Origin of the sequence: Pseudomonas sp. PWP3-1b2, assembly GCF_049896045.1 — a bacterium.
GTDB classification, from domain to species: domain Bacteria; phylum Pseudomonadota; class Gammaproteobacteria; order Pseudomonadales; family Pseudomonadaceae; genus Aquipseudomonas; species Aquipseudomonas antarctica_B.
In genome coordinates, this window is sequence record NZ_JAFCTN010000003.1 from 6,043 (window position 1) to 24,187 (window position 18,145).

Annotated in this window: 18 protein-coding genes; 7 read left to right on the plus strand and 11 right to left on the minus strand. The window is 60.8% G+C overall.

What is annotated here, in order from left to right; translation table 11 throughout:
- The 3 genes from ACP7A2_RS02455 to ACP7A2_RS02465 all read right to left on the minus strand — a co-directional run.
- A partial coding sequence (locus ACP7A2_RS02455; protein WP_426133096.1) for a Rho termination factor N-terminal domain-containing protein occupies positions 1 to 118 on the minus strand: 118 nt, incomplete at its 3' end.
- 235 nt (positions 119 to 353) lie between these two features.
- Positions 354 to 683: a thioredoxin TrxA gene (trxA, locus tag ACP7A2_RS02460; RefSeq protein ID WP_003213989.1), complete on the minus strand. Its 330-nt coding sequence runs from the start codon at positions 681 to 683 to the stop codon at positions 354 to 356.
- A gap of 120 nt (positions 684 to 803) precedes the next feature.
- Positions 804 to 1,499, minus strand: a complete 696-nt coding sequence (locus ACP7A2_RS02465) for a FadR/GntR family transcriptional regulator (protein WP_426132949.1) — start codon at positions 1,497 to 1,499, stop codon at positions 804 to 806.
- A gap of 255 nt (positions 1,500 to 1,754) precedes the next feature.
- Between ACP7A2_RS02465 and ACP7A2_RS02470 the strand changes: the two genes are divergently transcribed.
- Genes ACP7A2_RS02470 through ACP7A2_RS02485 form a run of 4 tightly spaced genes read left to right on the plus strand, consistent with a single transcriptional unit; the run spans position 1,755 to position 4,597 of the window.
- Complete coding sequence (locus ACP7A2_RS02470; protein ID WP_426132950.1) at positions 1,755 to 2,540, plus strand: transporter substrate-binding domain-containing protein; 786 nt, start codon at positions 1,755 to 1,757, stop codon at positions 2,538 to 2,540.
- A 17-nt stretch (positions 2,541 to 2,557) separates the two neighbouring features.
- Positions 2,558 to 3,226 (plus strand): amino acid ABC transporter permease, encoded by a 669-nt coding sequence (locus ACP7A2_RS02475; RefSeq protein ID WP_348058762.1) that lies wholly within the window; start codon positions 2,558 to 2,560, stop codon positions 3,224 to 3,226.
- Positions 3,223 to 3,873, plus strand: coding sequence for an amino acid ABC transporter permease (locus tag ACP7A2_RS02480; protein WP_348058763.1), 651 nt, complete (start codon positions 3,223 to 3,225; stop codon positions 3,871 to 3,873). Before ACP7A2_RS02475 ends, ACP7A2_RS02480 begins: the two co-directional genes overlap by 4 nt.
- A complete protein-coding gene (locus ACP7A2_RS02485; RefSeq protein ID WP_426132952.1) occupies positions 3,860 to 4,597 on the plus strand; it encodes an amino acid ABC transporter ATP-binding protein in 738 nt (245 codons plus the stop codon). The genes ACP7A2_RS02480 and ACP7A2_RS02485 overlap by 14 nt, the downstream gene beginning before the upstream one ends.
- Here ACP7A2_RS02485 and ACP7A2_RS02490 read toward each other — a convergent pair.
- The 4 genes from ACP7A2_RS02490 to ACP7A2_RS02505 all read right to left on the minus strand — a co-directional run bounded on the left by ACP7A2_RS02490 (position 4,569) and on the right by ACP7A2_RS02505 (position 9,084).
- Positions 4,569 to 5,120 carry a hypothetical protein gene (locus ACP7A2_RS02490; RefSeq protein ID WP_426132953.1) on the minus strand — a complete coding sequence of 184 codons (552 nt, stop codon included), beginning with the start codon at positions 5,118 to 5,120 and terminating at the stop codon, positions 4,569 to 4,571. The two genes, ACP7A2_RS02485 and ACP7A2_RS02490, sit on opposite strands and share 29 nt — an antisense overlap.
- The gene (locus ACP7A2_RS02495; RefSeq protein WP_426132954.1) at positions 5,110 to 7,608 is read right to left on the minus strand and encodes a fimbria/pilus outer membrane usher protein; all 2,499 of its coding nucleotides are present in this window, start codon (positions 7,606 to 7,608) and stop codon (positions 5,110 to 5,112) included. Before ACP7A2_RS02495 ends, ACP7A2_RS02490 begins: the two co-directional genes overlap by 11 nt.
- 7 nt (positions 7,609 to 7,615) lie before the next feature.
- Positions 7,616 to 8,302 carry a fimbria/pilus chaperone family protein gene (locus ACP7A2_RS02500; protein ID WP_426132955.1) on the minus strand — a complete coding sequence of 229 codons (687 nt, stop codon included), beginning with the start codon at positions 8,300 to 8,302 and terminating at the stop codon, positions 7,616 to 7,618.
- Between the two features lie 134 nt (positions 8,303 to 8,436).
- Positions 8,437 to 9,084: a DUF1120 domain-containing protein gene (locus ACP7A2_RS02505; RefSeq protein ID WP_426132956.1), complete on the minus strand. Its 648-nt coding sequence runs from the start codon at positions 9,082 to 9,084 to the stop codon at positions 8,437 to 8,439.
- Between the two features lie 483 nt (positions 9,085 to 9,567).
- Here ACP7A2_RS02505 and ppx point away from each other — a divergent pair, with 483 nt between their 5' ends.
- Complete coding sequence (gene ppx, locus ACP7A2_RS02510) at positions 9,568 to 11,070, plus strand: exopolyphosphatase (RefSeq protein ID WP_348058775.1); 1,503 nt, start codon at positions 9,568 to 9,570, stop codon at positions 11,068 to 11,070.
- A gap of 243 nt (positions 11,071 to 11,313) precedes the next feature.
- Here the strand turns inward: ppx and ppk1 are convergent, their stop codons facing one another.
- Both ppk1 and hemB read right to left on the minus strand, forming a co-directional pair.
- The gene (gene ppk1 / locus ACP7A2_RS02515; protein WP_426132957.1) at positions 11,314 to 13,539 is read right to left on the minus strand and encodes a polyphosphate kinase 1; all 2,226 of its coding nucleotides are present in this window, start codon (positions 13,537 to 13,539) and stop codon (positions 11,314 to 11,316) included.
- Between the two features lie 18 nt (positions 13,540 to 13,557).
- Positions 13,558 to 14,571, minus strand: coding sequence for a porphobilinogen synthase (gene hemB, locus ACP7A2_RS02520; RefSeq protein ID WP_426132958.1), 1,014 nt, complete (start codon positions 14,569 to 14,571; stop codon positions 13,558 to 13,560).
- Between the two features lie 208 nt (positions 14,572 to 14,779).
- Between hemB and ACP7A2_RS02525 the strand changes: the two genes are divergently transcribed.
- The gene (locus ACP7A2_RS02525; protein ID WP_426132959.1) at positions 14,780 to 15,415 is read left to right on the plus strand and encodes a DedA family protein; all 636 of its coding nucleotides are present in this window, start codon (positions 14,780 to 14,782) and stop codon (positions 15,413 to 15,415) included.
- On the opposite strand, the gene ACP7A2_RS02530 is transcribed toward ACP7A2_RS02525, so the two are convergent.
- Complete coding sequence (locus ACP7A2_RS02530; RefSeq protein WP_426132960.1) at positions 15,396 to 16,631, minus strand: sterol desaturase family protein; 1,236 nt, start codon at positions 16,629 to 16,631, stop codon at positions 15,396 to 15,398. The two genes, ACP7A2_RS02525 and ACP7A2_RS02530, sit on opposite strands and share 20 nt — an antisense overlap.
- Before the next feature lie 116 nt (positions 16,632 to 16,747).
- Here ACP7A2_RS02530 and elbB point away from each other — a divergent pair, with 116 nt between their 5' ends.
- Positions 16,748 to 17,413, plus strand: coding sequence for an isoprenoid biosynthesis glyoxalase ElbB (gene elbB / locus ACP7A2_RS02535; protein WP_375069178.1), 666 nt, complete (start codon positions 16,748 to 16,750; stop codon positions 17,411 to 17,413).
- 209 nt (positions 17,414 to 17,622) lie between these two features.
- Here the strand turns inward: elbB and ACP7A2_RS02540 are convergent, their stop codons facing one another.
- Entirely contained in the window at positions 17,623 to 18,078 is a 456-nt protein-coding gene (locus tag ACP7A2_RS02540) for a YaiI/YqxD family protein (RefSeq protein WP_348058785.1), read from the minus strand.
- Between the last annotated feature and the right edge of the window lie 67 nt (positions 18,079 to 18,145).

The window sequence follows — 18,145 nt, forward strand, 5'->3', positions numbered from 1 at the left end:
TCAGCAGGGAGAAAATCACGTCCTGCTTGCGCGAACGGGCCATATTTTCTATGCCCATTTCTTCGGCCAGCTGGAGCAGGTCGGTAATCGGCTTTTGCTTGAGTTCAGTCAGATTCATATAGGAATGACGTAATCATTTATGGAGGGGGGAAATTAAGCTTTTGGCTTAATGAGGCCGCGCCGCGGAGAAGGCGACAGGATCGCGTACTAATCGAAAAGGAATGCGTCGGCGACGGCTTGCAGGGGGCACTGGAGAAACCAGTGCGGGGCCGAATGTAACACCTGAGTTTCGGAGCGTCTAGCCCTGTTTCACGAAAAAGCCCCGCTAATTTGCGGGGCTTTTTTGACGACGCTTAGATGTTCGCGTCGAGGAAAGCTTGCAGCTGGGACTTCGACAGCGCGCCTACTTTAGTGGCTTCAACGTTGCCGTTCTTGAACAGCATCAGCGTCGGGATACCACGCACGCCATGCTTGGCCGGGGTTTCCTGGTTGTCGTCGATGTTCAGCTTGGCAATGGTCAGTTTGCCTTCGTAGGTGGTCGCAATATCGTCCAGAACAGGCGCGATCATTTTGCAAGGGCCACACCATTCAGCCCAGTAGTCAACCAGCACCGGGCCTTGAGCCTTGAGTACTTCGGCCTCAAAGGTCGCGTCGGTGACGTGCTTGATAAGATCGTTGCTCATGGATGTCTCCGGATTGTAAGCAAAAAAAACGTGGCCCATCATAGCCGCCCTTCCCCCGTTCAGGAAGCCGCGTCTGATTGAGTCTTGCTATGGTGGCGCATGACTTTGGGTATCGCCCACTCACGGGGTCACGGGCGTTACGAAGGCAATGCCGGTGCGCAAGGCGGCATTGCGCACGTGTTCCTGCATGGTTTTCTGCGCCGTCGCACTGGCGCGCCGGGCCAGGGCACGCAGGATCCTGCGGTGCTCCTGCCAGGTTTCCATGGCCCGCTCCGGCCGGATGAACGGTAGTTTCTGGCTCTCCAGGAACACCTCGGCGCTGGCACTCAGGATGCTCACCATCGCCTGGTTGCCGCTGGCCAGCAGGATGCGCTGGTGAAATTCGAAGTCCAGCCGGGCAGCCGCCTCGAAGTCGCCGGCCTTGAGCACCTTGCGCATCGCCTCGACGTTATCTTCCAGGCTGTCCAGCTCATCAAGGGTCAGGGTCATCGCTGCCAGCCCTGCTGCAAACCCCTCAAGGGCATAACGCAGCTGGAAAATATCCAGCGGCGTGGCCTGCGCTGCAAACGGCCACGCAAACCCCGGCGTGTCATCCACCGCCTGCACGAACACGCCCTTGCCCGGCTGCACACTGACCACCCCCAACGCGCTCAGGGACGATAACGCTTCACGCAAAGACGCCCGGCTGACGCCCAATTGCACCGCCAGGTCGCGCTGGGACGGCAACGCATCACCCGCGCCGAAGCCCTGTTCCTTGATCAGTTTACGGATGGCCTGCAGGGCCGCTTCCGGTACCGCTTGGGCGATGGAATTCATAAAAAACTCAAGCTTCCAGACAACTGAACGGCTAGTTGTAAAGCTATTCGCGGCTGGCGGCAAGCCACGCCCCAAAGGGGCTCGCGGGGTTTTGGCGACGCTCGATAACGGTGCGAAAAGTCAGCGCACTGTTCAGACCAGTAAGACCACCGCAGCTCAATGAACTCCGGCGTTGCAGACGATCCAGTCAGTGATGGCATGGGCTGTGCACTGCCCAAAAACAGAAAATTCCTTCGCCCTTCTCGGAGAGTTGCCATGACCAAGCGTTACAGCGCCCTGCTCACTGCCTTGTTTGCCAGCCTGATGCTGAGCCAGGCACCCGCCCAGGCCAACGGTCTGGACGATATCGTCGCCCGTGGCACCCTCAAGGTCGCCGTGCCCCAGGACTTCCCGCCATTCGGCTCGGTCGGCCCAGACATGAAACCTCGCGGCCTGGACATCGATACCGCCAAGCTGCTGGCTGAGCAGCTCAAGGTCAAGCTGGAGCTGACCCCGGTCAACAGCACCAACCGCATCCCGTTCCTCACCACCGGCAAGGTCGACCTGGTGATTTCCAGCCTCGGCAAGAACCCCGAGCGGGAAAAGGTCATCGACTTCTCCAAGGCTTACGCACCGTTTTACCTGGCCGTATTCGGCCCACCTGACGCAGCCATCAGCACCACTGACGACCTCAAGGGCAAAACCATCAGCGTGACCCGTGGCGCCATCGAAGACATCGAGCTGACCGCCGTAGCGCCCAAGGAAGCCACCATCAAACGCTTCGAAGACAACAACTCGACCATCGCCGCCTACCTGGCCGGCCAGGTTGACCTGATCGCCAGCGGCAACGTGGTGATGGTCGCGATCAGCGAGCGCAACCCGAAACGCGTCCCGGCGCTGAAAGTGAAACTCAAGGACTCGCCGGTGTACGTGGGCGTGAACAAAAACGAGCCGGCGCTGCTGGAGAAGGTCAACCAGATCCTGGTCGCGGCCAAAGCCGACGGCAGCCTGGAAAAGAACGCAATGCAATGGCTTAAAGAGCCGCTGCCAGCCGACCTCTGAAGCGACGGAGCTGATTCATGGCGTATCAATTTGACTTTATGCCGGTGCTGGCCAATACCGACCTGCTGTTGCGCGGCGCCCTGTTCACGCTTGAGCTGACGGCCATCGGCGCGATCCTCGGCGTGGCGCTGGGCACCGTCGGCGCCGTGGTGCGGGCGTGGAAGATCCAGCCGTTTGCCTGGTTCTTCGGCGTGTATGTCGAGTTGATTCGCAACACACCGTTTCTGGTGCAGTTGTTCTTTATCTTCTTCGGCCTGCCGTCCCTGGGCCTGAAAATTACCGAGTGGCAAGCCGCGGTGCTGGCGATGGTGATCAACCTGGGCGCCTATTCGACAGAGATCATCCGCGCAGGCATCCAGGCCATCCCTCGCGGCCAACTGGAAGCCGCCGCCGCGCTGGCAATGACGCGTTTCGAGGCGTTCCGCCACGTGGTGCTGCTGCCGGCACTGGGCAAGGTGTGGCCGGCCCTGAGCAGCCAGATCATCATCGTGATGCTCGGCTCGGCGGTGTGTTCGCAAATCGCCACCGAAGAACTCAGTTTTGCCGCCAACTTTATCCAGTCGCGCAACTTCCGCGCCTTTGAAACCTATGCCCTGACCACCCTGGTGTACCTGTGCATGGCGTTGATGATTCGCCAGTTGCTCAACTGGATCGGCCGTCGCTATGTGATGAGGAACAGCCGATGAGTGATTTCTCCTTTTGGGACATCGTGCGCAACCTGCTCACCGGTTTGCAGTGGACCCTGTTGCTGTCGCTGGTGGCGTTCATCGGCGGTGGCGTGATCGGTTTGCTGGTGATGACGATGCGCATCAGCAGCAAGGCGTTCCCGCGCAATGTCGCGCGCACCTACATCGAACTGTTTCAGGGCACGCCGCTGTTGATGCAGCTGTTCCTGGTGTTCTTTGGTGTCGCGTTGCTCGGCATCGACATCTCGCCCTGGCTGGCGGCGGCGATTGCGTTGACCCTGTTTACCAGCGCCTACCTCGCTGAAATCTGGCGCGGCTGCGTCGAGTCCATCGCCCATGGGCAGTGGGAAGCCTCGGCCAGCCTGGCGCTCAACCCGTTTGAGCAACTGCGCTACGTGATCCTGCCCCAAGCCCTGCGCATTGCCGTAGCGCCTACCGTGGGTTTCTCGGTGCAAGTGGTCAAAGGCACCGCTGTGACCTCGATCATCGGCTTCACCGAATTGACCAAAACCGGCGGCATGCTCGCCAACGCTACCTTCGAACCATTCATGGTCTACGGCCTGGTGGCGCTGGGTTACTTCCTGCTCTGCTACCCCTTGTCCCTCAGTGCGCGCTACCTGGAAAGGAGACTGCATGCCTCTGCTTAGAATTTCTGCCCTGCATAAGTATTACGGCGATCACCACGTACTCAAGGGCATCGACCTGACGGTTGAAGAAGGCCAGGTGGTGGCGATCATCGGCCGCAGCGGCTCGGGCAAGTCCACCTTGCTGCGCACCCTCAACGGCCTGGAATCGATCAACGACGGCGTGATTGAAGTCGATGGCGAATACCTCGATGCCGCCCGCGCCGACCTGCGCACCCTGCGGCAGAAAGTCGGCATGGTGTTCCAGCAATTCAACCTGTTCCCGCACCTGACGGTGGGCGAGAACGTGATGCTTGCGCCACAAGTGGTGCAGAAAGTGCCCAAGGCCAAGGCGGCGCAGCTTGCCAGGCAAATGCTGGAGCGCGTCGGGCTGGGGGAGAAGTTCGACGCCTTCCCCGATCGCCTGTCCGGCGGCCAGCAACAGCGCGTGGCGATTGCACGCGCCCTGGCCATGTCGCCCAAAGTGCTGCTGTGCGACGAAATCACCTCGGCGCTGGACCCGGAACTGGTCAATGAAGTGCTCAGCGTGGTGCGCCAACTGGCCAAAGACGGCATGACCTTGATCATGGTGACCCACGAAATGCGTTTTGCCCGGGAAGTCGGCGACAAACTGGTGTTCATGCACCAGGGCAAGGTGCATGAAGTGGGCGACCCCAAAACCCTGTTCGCCAACCCCAGGACACCGGAACTCGCCAACTTCATTGGTTCGGTGGAACAGCCGGGCTGATCAGTTCGAAACTGCCCCGCCCCTCCGGGTGCGCCTGGCTGCGCACCTCCAGTGCGTCGGCGGGCAGCTCGGTGTCGATCTCGACTTGAGCTGTCAGCCGCCGGCCAATCATGGGCATGCCTGCGACCCGCGCCATCAAGGTCTGGCCGGGGAGCAATTGGCCAGTGGCCGGTTCGCCCGGCAAATGCGCCGCCGCCCAGCCGATGGCATGCCCGTCAATTTGAGCGTGTGTGAGGCTCAGGCGAAAACGCCCCTGACGACCGAACTGAAACCCCTGCCCATCGGCGGCAACCCCGATAAAACGCAAGCCCATGGCCGCAGGTTCTGCGCACAGCACGTTGACGTGCAGCACCCGAGTGCCGAGCGCCAGGGTTGCGCTGTCACCGGGCACCTCCCGACGTATAGCGCCGTAGTCGATGCGCGGCTGGCTTAGCGACAATCGACAGTTTTGCGCCGAAACGCCAGGCACGGCCAGCACCAGGCCGAGCAGTATCCAGGGCAAACTTTTAAACTTAACGGGCATGGCACACCGCCGAGGTGGTTTCGTAGAACTTGTCATGATCAGGCTGGGCTCCGGGGTCGATGCGCAACAGGCAAGTAGAAGCGTCCGGCAGAGCAACCCGCAGGCTTTGCTCAGTGGCGTCGTTGAGAAAAATCATGCCGTCGCCCACCACATTGGTCAGGAAGCGGTCACCCTTGCCGAACACTGCCGCGCCTTGGGGCAAGGGCCGGCCCTGTTGATCGCTGGCGGTGAGCAGCACACGACGTACTTTCACCACATCGAAACCCACCGGATTAAAAGACCCACGGCCCGCCGCCAGCACCTGGGTGCCGTTTTTCAGGTCAACACGCTTGGGCAGGGAGCGGGTCTGCACTTCAACCCGGCTGGGGGTGTACGCCGGCAAACCGGCTATCACCGCTTGCCCGCGGAAGTCGGTCCACACCGGGCCCTGCGGGGTCTCGATTTTGGCCGAACCGATGTCGCCCACCTTCACCACGCCGAACGTATCCTGCACAGCGTAGGGCGAGAAGGTCAGCCCGCCTGGGTGAGCCACCACGCCGCCCTGCAATTGCCCGGTGTAGCTGGTGCCCAGCGGGTCCCGATTGATGCCCAAGCCAACGCGGGTGTAGCGCGGCAGGATATCCACCTGCCCACGAATGGACTGCTCACGGGCCTTGAGGTCGCGCTCCACGCCCACCTCGTAATTCACATACTCGTTAACCCGGTCGCTGAGTGCTGTACCGGCAGTGAACTGGTCACCACGACGGCTGGTGTAAATGTGCACGCGACGATCACCGCCCAGCGGCACACTCACCTGCAACCGCACGGACAGGTCATTCTCCAAGGCGCGCTCGCGGTGCCCTCCCGCCCGCGCCTCCCCCCGGTTCGTCCGCGTGCCGCCTACCTGCGAATCCGCAATAAATGCCACATCCGCACGCTTGAAAGACTTGTTCCACGAGGCAAACACATGTTCGGCGGTTTGCCGATCAAACTGAGCACTGCGGGTGTAGCCCAGGGAAAACACCCCGAGAATGGGGTCGGCCCAGCTCATGCCTGCCGTGTATTGGTTTTTGAAGCGTGAACCCAGCTCATCGGCCTTCGTCGAGCGGCCCGCTTCAAGCACCTCGCGATAACCCCGGGTCTGAGCGGTGGCGCTGAGGTTGACGTCGAGCGTGGCGGCCACCGGGCTGCTCAGGGACACGCTGGTGCGTGCGCCGGACACGTTGCTTTTGCTGTCCTGTGACACGTTTTGACGGGCGGTCACAGTCACCCGCTGGAAAAACACGCTGCTCAGGGTGCCACCGGCCGACCAGTAGTCATCGGTACTGAGCAGGCCAAAGCCGGCAGACGAATCGCGGCCCACTCCCCAAGTGCCACTGCCCATCGCAACCACGGGAGACGGGCCGTCTTCACCGGCGCTCCTGCGCAACTTGCCCAGTGAAAAGTAATAGCCGGGTGCAGCCGCTAAAGCCCCGGCGAACGATGCCGCCGGCACCACAAAATTGCGCCTGGCACCGCGCACATCGATCACGCTGACTTCAAGGTCACTCGTGCCATTGAGCAATGGCAGGCCTGTCAGCCGGAATGGGCCTTCGGGCACCAGCGTGGTATGGATCAATACGCCGGACTGGCGAACCTCAACCCGTGACTGGCTTTGGGCAAGGCCCTCGACCACCGCATTGTTATGGCCTGCGGGAGCGCGCGACTGGCCATCCGGTGAAAACTGCAGGCCGGACAACTGGATGCCGCCAAACACCGGGTTGTTGCTGGAAATCTGGCCTACCTGAAACGTCGATTGCAGCGCAGCGATATCCCGCTGGGCAAAAGCGTACAGGTGCTCGGTGCGGGCCTTGCCGTTGTCGGACACGTAGAACTGGCGACTGCGAACAATCCAGTCCTCAAGGTTAAAGCCCGCCTCGGTATAAGCCGACAGGAACCGGCTGGGCCCACTGCGCGAGTGGCTGTCGAAACCCAGCACGTCATAGTTGAACAACGCCGCAGCCCCGCCCCTGGAGAAGTTTCCGGCGTCCCATTCGGGCCCACGCAACGACTGGGTCGGCACCACCAGCGCCACCTCATCCGTGCCGGGGCGCAGCCGCACCATCGTCGTCGGGAACGCCCCGAGAAAGTCATGGCAAGCCTTGTCTGGCGTGTCGCCCTCAAGAAGGATCGTGCCGGGTTTAACCAGCCCGGCTTTTTGGAGTAACCCTGGGGTAAAACACAGTCGGCCCTGTGGGTCGAACCGCGCATCCACCAGCCCGAGCGGGTTGCCATTGACCCGCAACCCCACCACCTGGACACCTTCGCGAAAGCGCGCCGCACTGCGAAAGTAGTCTGAGACTTTGGGGTCAATGCCATGGGCAGTGAGGGCCGCCAGATCAAAGCCCTCGCCCAGTTCCAGCGCAATGGCCAGGCCGGGCAAACTCCACAGGGTCGCAAAGCCAACCAGCAGTGACGGTCCCCGCGGCCAGGCAGAGGCCGCGAAGCGGCGACATGGCGAGTTGTTCATGCGTCGATCAACCCTCATTGGCAATGATCGGCGCCCGGTAGTGATCCACCGAAAACCCGTAGACCGTGGCGGGCTGAATGTCGACTTCAGTCACACCGCCCAGAGGGCCGTCGACCGTTGCCGCGAGCGCCTCGCCCGGCAAAATATAAGTGCGCGGTAACGTGGCCTGAATGCCTTGGGGCAGCAACTGCACATCCGGCGCCAGACGCACCACGTAGGCGCTGTCGTTGTGAACCGTCAGTTGCTCGCCTGCGCGCTTCCACTTCAGCAACTCCCACGGCGTAGGGTGCCGAGGCAGCCCTTGTGGGTGCAGGATCAGCGGCAAATTCTGGCGCAAGGTAATGCCGATGGTCGCTCCGCCCGCAGCACGCGCCTGGGGGATGCCCTCAAAGGACACGCGTTTAAGCCGCTGAGTCTTGAGCGGCTCTTTAAGGGTGCTGATGAATCGCACCAACTGGGTATCGCCCGCCTCCACGCGGGAGATGGGCGGCGTGACAATCAACAGTGGCTCCAGATCCTGCGGAACGTTTTCCACGACTGAATGCAGCAGGGCCGGGCCCGCATCGGTATTTTTGATATTCAGGGTGGCTTCACCGTCTTCTTCATACAGCACGACAACGGTTGTTTCAGGCAACATGCCGTCCGCTGCCACAACAGCGGTATAAAAAACGCACGCACTTGCACACGCTAACAACGCGCTACTTACTATTGAAAAACCACGCACTCCATGTTCCCCGCAACTAATCAAGTTGATGATTGGCAGCCAAGCGCCCACAAAAAACAGCCAATCAGAAAGTATGAAGTTCTTGATTGGCTGTTATCAGTCGCTTAGATGTAACTCAGTACCAGCGTGGCGCGCCCATCAATAGCGATGTCGCGACTCAGGTCGAGGTCCTGGGCCCTGTTGATGACGGCCTTCACCACAAGAGTGCCGGTCAGTTGGGAAATAGCGGCAGGCGTGATCGCGGTGCTATTGCGCCACGAGTACTGGCTAGGCGATTGAGCGACCTTGCCATCGCTGTAGTGCCAGGCGCCCGCACCTGCGCGCACGATGGGGAGCAGGGCTGCACCGGAGGTGCGCAAATCCCTGAGGGTCACGGAGTAACCGCCCGTACGACGGGTTGCGACCGCACCCAAACCGAAGTTCTGAGCCTCAGTGAAACCGGCCCCCAGAATACCCGTGACCTTGCTGCCCGCTTGCAGGTCGGTAAAGGCGATGCCGAACCGGGCAGGCGTAGCGCCGCAATTGACGACCAGTGAAGTACTCCGCTCTTCGCGCGGGTTGAACGCCGTCTGGGACAATTCGCCGGAGCGGATGGTGCCGTAATCGATAATGCCGCTGCCGGCCAGGCTGAGGTTGCACGCCGCAGGCGTAATCGTACCCCTGACGACCAGCTGGGCACTGGTGGTTGCCTGGGCGCTCAGGGCAGAAGCCAGGCACACGATACCGAGAGTCAATCCAACAATCTTTTTCATGCTTGTCCTGTCACTAAAAAGTTATCAGGCGCTGTTTATTTGTGTGTTGGCGACTCCATCGCCCCACGCGTTATCTTCCCGGACATGCACAACTATAAATAAATAACACCCAGGCAAAATTGCCGGGTGCCAGTCTGTCGCTTTGGCCCTTCATTAAAGAATCAGACAACACAGCGGTCACTGTGGGAGCCATGAATATAAGCAGTGGCTATAACCCATTCATACGGTAGTCCCGACCAAAATAACCAGGTGAACATCTTCGTCATTACTGTAGGCAATTTCACAAGCAGTCTTGCAACAGTGCACAGTTAAAACGCCCTACATCGTCCGGCGGGGTATTCATCACACGCTTACAAAACCGCCCTACATTTCCTACGAAAAATCCCCACAGACAGCGTCAGGAAAATTACTAAGGCACAACGCGTTGGCGTCAGCGGTCGATCGTGGCACGATGGCTGGGTTATCGACCGAGACCCCCAAACCATGCCGCAATTCCAAGCCAAGAATCTGTCCCTGATCGCCGCCATCGACCTGGGCTCCAACAGCTTTCACATGGTCGTGGCCAAGGCCCAGAACGGTGAAATCCGCATCCTTGAGCGGCTCGGCGAAAAAGTGCAATTGGCCGCCGGGATCGACGACGCGCGTCAGCTCAACGAAGAATCCATGCAGCGCGGGCTCGACTGCCTCAAGCGTTTTGCCCAATTGATCAACGGCATGCCCCTTGGCGCCGTGCGAATCGTCGGCACCAACGCCCTGCGCGAAGCCCGCAACCGTGGCGAATTCATCCGCCGCGCCGAGGAAATCCTCGGGCACCCGGTAGAAGTCATCTCCGGGCGTGAAGAAGCGCGGCTTATTTACTTAGGCGTGTCCCACACCCTGGCCGACACCCCCGGCAAACGCCTGGTCGCCGACATCGGCGGCGGCAGTACCGAATTCATCATCGGGCAACGATTCGAGCCATTGCTGCGCGAAAGCCTGCAGATGGGCTGCGTCAGCTACACCCAGCGCTACTTCAAGGACGGCAAGATCACCCCGGCACGCTATGCCCAGGCCTACACGGCTGCGCGGCTTGAGATCATGAGCATCGAGCACGCCCTGCACCGCCTGACCTGGGATGAGGCGATTGGCTCGTCCGGCACGATTCGCGCCATTGGCCTGGCCCTCAAAGCTGGCGGCCACGGTACGGGCGAGGTTAACGCCGAAGGCCTGGCATGGCTCAAGCGCAAGCTGTTCAAGCTGGGCGATGCAGAGAAAATCGACTTTGACGGTATCAAGCCCGACCGCCGCACCATTTTCCCGGCGGGCCTGGCGATTCTCGAAGCGATCTTCGATGCCCTCGAACTGCAACGCATGGACCACTGCGACGGTGCCCTGCGCGAAGGCGTGCTCTACGACCTGCTGGGTCGCCATCACCACGAAGACGTGCGTGAGCGTACGCTCAGCTCACTGATGGAGCGTTATCACGTCGACCTGGAGCAAGCCGCCCGCGTGGAGCGCAAAGCCCTGCATGCCTTCGACCAAGTGGCCGAAGACTGGGAACTGGAAGACGGCGTGTGGCGCGAGCTGCTTGGCTGGGCCGCCAAGGTGCACGAAGTGGGCCTGGACATCGCCCACTACCATTACCACAAGCACGGCGCCTACCTGATCGAGCACTCGGACCTCGCCGGTTTCTCCCGCGAAGACCAACAGATGCTCGCACTGCTGGTGCGCGGCCATCGCCGCAATATCCCTAAAGACAAGTTTGCCGAGTTCGGCGACGACGGCATCAAGCTGATTCGCCTGTGCGTGCTGCTGCGTTTTGCGATCCTGTTCCACCATATCCGTGGCACTCAGGAAATGCCCCAGGTAACCCTGCGCGCCAACGGCGACAGCCTCGACGTGGTGTTCCCCAAAGGCTGGCTGGATGAGAATCAGCTGACCCAGGCGGATTTCGCCCAGGAAGCGGAGTGGTTGACGCGGGTGGGGTTCAGCCTGAACTTGCGCTAATCGCGCAGGCGGCCAGAGACGCTGGTTGTGTGGAGCGGGCTTGTCGTGGCGAGCGGGCTTGTCGAATCGTCGCACCGCCCGCGTTGGGTTGCGAAGCAGCCCCAATAAAAACGCCGCATTCTGTCTGACGGAATGCGGCGTTTGGTTTTAGGGCTGCTTCGCAGCCCAACGCGGGGCAAGCCCGCTCGCCACAACAAGCGGGCTCGCCACACAAGCCTGCTCCCACTTGGGTAGGCGCAGGGTTTAGTTCACCGTAAGAATCGGGCTGCCCAACCTCTCCAGCAACGTCGCCTGCGCGCTGCGCGGGTTCTGGTTGCCGGTTGGCGTATTGCGCACGTAACGGCCGTCCGACTGCAGGCTCCAGCTGTGGGTGTTGTCGGTGAGGTAGCTTTCCAGCTCCTTCTTGACCCGCATGATCAGCTTCTTGCCTTCCACCGGGAAGCAGGTCTCCACACGCTTGTCGAGGTTGCGCTCCATCCAGTCGGCGCTGGAGAGGAACATCTGCTCCTCGCCACCGTTGAGGAAGTAGAACACGCGGGTGTGTTCCAGGAAGCGGCCGATGATCGAGCGCACGTGGATGTTGTGCGACACCCCGACAATGCCCGGGCGCAGGCAGCACATGCCACGCACCACCAGGTCGATACGTACACCGGACTGGCTGGCCTTGTACAGCGCGCGGATGATCTTCGGATCAGTCAGCGAGTTGAACTTGGCAATGATGTGCGCCGGCTTGCCGTCGAGGGCGAACTGGGTCTCGCGGGCAATCATGTCGAGCATGCCCTTCTTGAGGGTGAACGGCGCGTGCAGCAGCTTCTTCATGCGCAAGGTCTTGCCCATGCCGATCAACTGGCTGAACAACTTGCCGACGTCTTCACACAAGGCATCGTCGGAGGTCAGCAGGCTGTAGTCGGTGTAGAGCTTGGCGTTGCCGGCGTGGTAGTTGCCGGTGCCCAAGTGGGCGTAACGCACAATCTCACCGGCTTCGCGGCGCAGGATCAGCATCATCTTGGCGTGGGTCTTGAAGCCGACCACACCGTAAATGACGACCGCGCCGGCCGCTTGCAGGCGGCTGGCCAGCTGCAGGTTGGATTCTTCGTCGAAGCGCGCACGCAGCTCGATGACTGCCGTGACTTCCTTGCCGTTACGCGCGGCGTCGACCAGCGCGTCGACGATTTCCGAGTTGGCGCCGGAGCGGTACAGGGTCTGGCGTACGGCCAACACGTGCGGGTCTTTGGCGGCCTGACGCAGCAGGTCGACCACCGGGGTAAACGACTCGAACGGGTGCAGCAGCAGAATGTCCTGCTTGCTCACCACACTGAAAATGTTCTCGCTGTTTTGCAGCAATTTCGGGATCTGCGGCGTGAACGGCGTGTATTGCAGCTCCGGGTGGCTGTCCAGGCCGGTGATGCTGAACAGGCGCGTCAGGTTCACCGGGCCGTTGACCTGGTACAGCTCGGACTCGGCCAGGTTGAACTGCTTGAGCAGGTAGTCCGACAGGTGTTTAGGGCAGGTGTCGGCCACTTCCAAACGCACCGCATCGCCGTAGCGTCGCGAGAACAGCTCACCGCGCAGGGCGCGGGCCAAGTCTTCGACGTCTTCGGAGTCCAGCGCCAGGTCGGCGTTTCGGGTCAGGCGGAACTGGTAGCAGCCCTTGACCTTCATGCCCTGGAACAGGTCATCGGCATGCGCGTGGATCATCGACGACAGGAACACATAGTTGTCGCCAGCGCCGCCCACCTCTTCCGGTACTTTGATGATGCGTGGCAACAGACGTGGTGCCGGAATAATCGCCAGGCCCGAGTCGCGACCGAAGGCGTCGATACCTTCCAGCTCAACGATGAAGTTGAGGCTCTTGTTCACCAGCAACGGGAACGGGTGCGTCGGGTCGAGGCCGATAGGGGTGATGATCGGTGAAATCTCGTCACGGAAATAACGGCGCACCCAGGTCTTGATCTTGGTGGTCCAGTGACGGCGACGGATGAAGCGAACCTGATGTTTTTCCAGTTCCGGCAGCAGGATGTCGTTGAGGATCGCGTATTGGCGGTCCACATGGCCGTGCACCAGTTCGCTGATGCGTGCCAGCGCCTGATGCGGCTGCAGGCCGTCTGCGCCGGCTTGCTCGCGGGCGAAGGTGATTTGTTTCTTGAGCCCGGCAACACGGATCTCGAAGAACTCGTCCAGGTTGCTGGAAAAAATCAGCAGGAATTTCAGCCGCTCCAGCAACGGGTAGGATTCATCCAGCGCCTGTTCCAGCACGCGAATGTTGAATTGCAGTTGTGACAACTCGCGGTGGATGTACAGGCTGCTGTCATCCAGGTTGGTCACCGCGACCACCGGGGTCGCCGGGGCAGGCGTTTCAGCCACTACCACTGGCATGACCGGCTCATGCTCGGGCGGGGTCTCGGCGACTTGTTCCACCACCGGGTGAGCGTCTTTTACGGCAACTTCGGAGAGTCCTTCGGTATTCATCGAGTGTTCCTGTGAGGGCTATTGTTGCTCTCTAAGCAATTGGGCGGCGCGGGCGGCGAAGTAGGTCAGAATGCCATCAGCGCCCGCACGTTTAAAGGCAGTCAGGGATTCGAGGATCACCCCTTCACTCAACCATCCATTTTGGATTGCGGCCATGTGCATGGCGTATTCACCGCTGACCTGATAGACAAAGGTCGGCACCTTGAATTCCTCTTTGACCCGGTAAAGGATGTCCAGATACGGCATACCGGGCTTGACCATTACCATGTCGGCGCCCTCGGCCAGGTCGGCCGCCACTTCGTGCAGGGCTTCCTGGCTGTTGGCCGGGTCCATCTGGTACGAGGCCTTGTTGGCCTTGCCCAGGTTCAACGCCGAACCCACCGCATCGCGGAACGGGCCGTAGTAGGCGCTGGCGTATTTGGCCGAGTAGGCCATGATCCGCACATTCACGTGACCGGCCAGCTCCAGGGCTTCACGAATCGCCTGGATGCGACCGTCCATCATGTCCGATGGCGCAACCACCTGGGCGCCGGCAGCCGCGTGGGACAAGGCCTGCTTGACCAACGCGTCGACGGTGATGTCGTTCTCCACGTAGCCTTCTTCGTCAAGAATGCCGTCCTGGCCATGGGTGGTGAACGGGTCCAGCGCCACGTCGGTAATCACACCTAATTCAGGGAAACGCTCGCGTAAGGCGCGGGTAGCGCGCTGGGCGATACCTTCAGGGTTCCAGGCTTCGGCGGCATCGAGGGATTTGAGCGCGGGCGGCGTAAACGGAAACAGCGCTACTGCCGGGATCCCCAGTTCTACCCAGTTCGCCGCCTCAATCAGCAACTGATCAATGCTCAAGCGCTCCACACCGGGCATCGACGCTACGGCCTCGCGACGGTTTTCACCGTCCAGCACGAAGACCGGCAGGATCAGATCGTTTGTCGTCAGCACGTTTTCACGGACCAGACGGCGAGAAAAATCATCACGGCGGTTGCGACGCAGGCGGGTGGCTGGGAACAGGCGATTGGCAGGGGTAAAGCTCACGACAGACTCCTGAGCCCGCGTTTACGGGCGAGCGTTGCAGTTATAAGCGGCCATTATGACGAAGGAATGACAGTTGTGCTTATCGATGCGACCTGTAGTCGCATTCGCCATTTCCGTAGGAATTGTTCACTTCGTGACACATCTCGATACTTTCATGAATCTTCGTGAAGGCGTAGGCTGCGCGTTCATTTCGCCAGCACCCTAGACCATGCTTCAACAATTTCTGCATGACTTCGGCTACTTTGCCCTCTTCCTAGGCACGTTCTTCGAAGGCGAGACCATTCTGGTACTCGCAGGCTTCCTGGCGTTCCGTGGATACATGGATATCAATCTGGTGGTGGTCGTTGCCTTTTTCGGCAGCTACGCCGGCGACCAGCTGTGGTACTTCCTTGGGCGCAAGCACGGCCGCAAACTGTTGGCGCGCAAGCCACGCTGGCAGTTGATGGGCGACAAGGCGCTGGAACACATCCGCAAGCATCCGGATATCTGGGTGCTGAGCTTCCGCTTCGTTTATGGCCTGCGCACGGTCATGCCAGTGGCAATCGGCCTGTCGGGCTACCCGCCGGTGCGCTACCTGATCCTCAACGGAATCGGCGCAGCCGTCTGGGCCGCTGCGCTCGGGTCTGCGGCTTATCACTTCGGCGCCGTGCTGGAAGGCATGCTGGGCAGCGTCAAGAAGTATGAGCTGTGGGTATTGGGTGCATTGCTGTTGCTGGGCCTCGGCCTGTGGTTGCGCCGCCGTTTTAAAAACGCACGCATTGCCCGCCAGGCCGACGCTGACGCCAGGGCCCGGCTTGCCGCCGAGCCCGCTCAGGTGGAAGCGCCTAAGACGCCAGTCGAGTGAGCCGGTCTCTGCAACAGTAGAGACCGATCACGCTCAGAGCGCTGTAACTCAGCAGACCCAGCCAGCCCACGCTGCTCGCTGGCCACAACCCGACCAATGGCGCCAGCCATACCAACGGCACATTCAGCCCCAGCCGCAAAAGCTCGGCCCTCAGCGCCCACGGGCGGTTCTCCAGGGCCACGCCGAGGGTAAACAACCCGACCGCCATCGCGCTCCAGCCCAGCACCCGCGCAACCGCCGGCAACCCCTCGCCGACATTCATCAAGTAGCTGCCAAAACCCACGTATGCCGCAAATTGCAGAGCAATGTAGAGGTGCTGGCGCGCATCCAGCGGCACGTCGAATTTGCGGAACTGGCTCAGGTCGTGGTGGGCCAGCGGGTACCTGGCTTTCACGTCTTCAGGGCGCCAGCCAGTGCGCATGAACCAGATACGCAGCTTGTCCCGCCAACGCTCAGTGCGTCGCGCATCACGCCATAACTGCACATAAAACTGCAGGTTGGCCCACAGCGGGTTCCAGCTTGCCAACGGCGTGGTCACACCAAAGATCACCGGTTCGTTGTCGTCTTCTTCCTGGAAAGATCCAAACAGTCGGTCCCAAATAATGAACACGCCGCCGTAGTTGCGATCCATGTAGAGAGCGTTCTGTGCGTGATGAGCCCGATGATTGGACGGCGTGACGAAGAACCACTCAAACCATCCGAGCTTTGGCACATGGCGCGTATGCACCCAGAACTGGTACAGCAGGTTGAGCGAGGCCACAGTGATAAACACCACCAGCGGCACGCCGAGCACGGCCAGGGGCAGGTAGAAAATCCAGCTCAACAGAAAGCCGGTGCTGGTCTGGCGCAGGGCGGTGGTGAGGTTGTACTCCTCACTTTGGTGATGCACCGAGTGCGCGGCCCACAGGATGTTGCGCTCGTGGCCCATACGATGCAGCCAGTAGTAACAAAAGTCGTAGAACACGAAAGCGAATACCCAGGTCCATACGCTTTGGGTAGGCAGCTCGGTCAATGCCAGGTGGTTGAGGGCGAACGCGTAGGTCAGCAACCCCACGCCTTTGGTCAGCAGGCCCGTTGTCGTCGACAGCACGCCGGTGCTGAGGCTGTTGATGGCGTCGGCCACCCGATAATTGTGCGCGCCCCGCCAGCGGTCGGCGAGCAGCTCCACCACGATCAAGGCGATGAAAAACGGTACCGCGTAAGGCACGAAGTCCATGGGCTAGTCCGGTTTGTTTTTGTTACATCAAGATTAGGTGTAGCGGCCCGAGATCCCATTGGCAACAGGTGACAAATTAGTAGACATTTAACGCCACAAAAAATGGAGAAATGCCCATGAGCAAAAAGATTGCAGTGATCCTTTCCGGCTGTGGCGTGTACGACGGCGCAGAGATCCACGAAAGCGTGATCACCTTGCTGCGCCTGGACCAGCGCGGCGCTCAGGTCCAATGTTTTGCGCCAGATATTGCGCAGTTGCACGTCATCAACCACCTCACCGGCGAAGAGATGCCCGAGTCACGCAATGTGTTGGTGGAATCGGCGCGCATCGCCCGAGGCGAGGTGAAAGACATAAGCGAAGCCGACGCCAACGCGTTTGATGCGCTGATCGTACCGGGCGGGTTTGGCGCGGCGAAGAACCTGTCGAACTTCGCCGTTGAGGGCGCCGGTTGCAGTGTCAACCCGCAGGTTCTGGCGTTGGCCGAGGCCTTTGCCGAAGCCGGCAAGCCGGTGGGGTTGATCTGCATTTCGCCAGCGCTGGCTGCGAAAATCTACGGCCCGGGCGTGATCTGCACCATCGGCAACTGCCCCGACACCGCAGCAGCGCTGGACAAAATGGGCGCCACCCACCACGAATGCTCGGTGGAAGACATCGTCGAAGACACCGCGCGCAAGTTGGTGAGCACACCTGCCTACATGGTGGGCAAGAGCATCAGTGAGGTCGCGTCGGGGATCAACAAGCTGGTCGACCGGGTGTTGGAACTGACTCACGAGAACGATTGATCAGTTGTGGCCAGCAGGCTTGTTGTGGCGAGCGGGCTTGCCCCGCGTTGGGCTGCGTAGCGGCCCCAAACCCTGAGACCGCGGATTAACTGGCACACCGCGCAGCTTGAAATTGGGGCGGCTTCGCCACCCAACGCGGGGCAAGCCCGCTCGCCACAACAAGCCTGCGCACCACAGTTAACCGGTTCGCCACGAGCTCTCACCACCGTTCAGGCTTGGCGCATCAACCGAGTAAGGATTCGGTCCAGAGAATTGGCGAACGCTTGTTTGTCCTTTTCCCCGTGGGGCGGCGGGCCGCCGCCCATCTGGCCCTGCTCGCGCAGATCGGTGAACAGGTTGCGCACCGCCAGCCGCTCGCTCATGTTCGCCGGGCTGAACTCCTTGCCGCGCGGGTCGAGGGCCGTTACGCCCTTCTTAACCAGACGGTCGGCCAGCGGCACGTCACTGCAGATCACCAGCTCGCCGGGCACTGCGTGCTCCACCAGATAATCATCCGCCGCGTCCGGGCCGCTGGGCACCACGATCAGCTTTACGCATGAAAAGCCTGGCTTGATCTGGCTCTGACCGGCCACCAGCACCACCTCGAACTGGCGCTTGAGGGCGAACTTCACCACTTGATCCTTGGCTGCCCGAGGGCAGGCATCGGCATCGATCCATACGCGCATAAACACTCCTCACATCCACCACACATCCTGATGTGGGAACGGGCTGGCCCGCGATAGCAGTGGATCA

Bases quoted from the DNA above. Each gene is read 5' to 3' on its own strand.
- ACP7A2_RS02485 (WP_426132952.1), top strand. From the start codon at position 3,860: ATGCCTCTGCTTAGAATTTCTGCCCTGCATAAGTATTACGGCGATCAC.
- ACP7A2_RS02540 (WP_348058785.1), bottom strand. From the start codon at position 18,078: ATGCGCGTATGGATCGATGCCGATGCCTGCCCTCGGGCAGCCAAGGAT.
- ppx (WP_348058775.1), top strand. From the start codon at position 9,568: ATGCCGCAATTCCAAGCCAAGAATCTGTCCCTGATCGCCGCCATCGAC.
- elbB (WP_375069178.1), top strand. From the start codon at position 16,748: ATGAGCAAAAAGATTGCAGTGATCCTTTCCGGCTGTGGCGTGTACGAC.
- ppk1 (WP_426132957.1), bottom strand. From the start codon at position 13,539: ATGAATACCGAAGGACTCTCCGAAGTTGCCGTAAAAGACGCTCACCCG.
- ACP7A2_RS02470 (WP_426132950.1), top strand. From the start codon at position 1,755: ATGACCAAGCGTTACAGCGCCCTGCTCACTGCCTTGTTTGCCAGCCTG.
- ACP7A2_RS02525 (WP_426132959.1), top strand. From the start codon at position 14,780: ATGCTTCAACAATTTCTGCATGACTTCGGCTACTTTGCCCTCTTCCTA.
- trxA (WP_003213989.1), bottom strand. From the start codon at position 683: ATGAGCAACGATCTTATCAAGCACGTCACCGACGCGACCTTTGAGGCC.
- ACP7A2_RS02530 (WP_426132960.1), bottom strand. From the start codon at position 16,631: ATGGACTTCGTGCCTTACGCGGTACCGTTTTTCATCGCCTTGATCGTG.
- ACP7A2_RS02480 (WP_348058763.1), top strand. From the start codon at position 3,223: ATGAGTGATTTCTCCTTTTGGGACATCGTGCGCAACCTGCTCACCGGT.
- ACP7A2_RS02495 (WP_426132954.1), bottom strand. From the start codon at position 7,608: ATGAACAACTCGCCATGTCGCCGCTTCGCGGCCTCTGCCTGGCCGCGG.
- ACP7A2_RS02465 (WP_426132949.1), bottom strand. From the start codon at position 1,499: ATGAATTCCATCGCCCAAGCGGTACCGGAAGCGGCCCTGCAGGCCATC.
- ACP7A2_RS02505 (WP_426132956.1), bottom strand. From the start codon at position 9,084: ATGAAAAAGATTGTTGGATTGACTCTCGGTATCGTGTGCCTGGCTTCT.
- ACP7A2_RS02475 (WP_348058762.1), top strand. From the start codon at position 2,558: ATGGCGTATCAATTTGACTTTATGCCGGTGCTGGCCAATACCGACCTG.
- ACP7A2_RS02490 (WP_426132953.1), bottom strand. From the start codon at position 5,120: ATGCCCGTTAAGTTTAAAAGTTTGCCCTGGATACTGCTCGGCCTGGTG.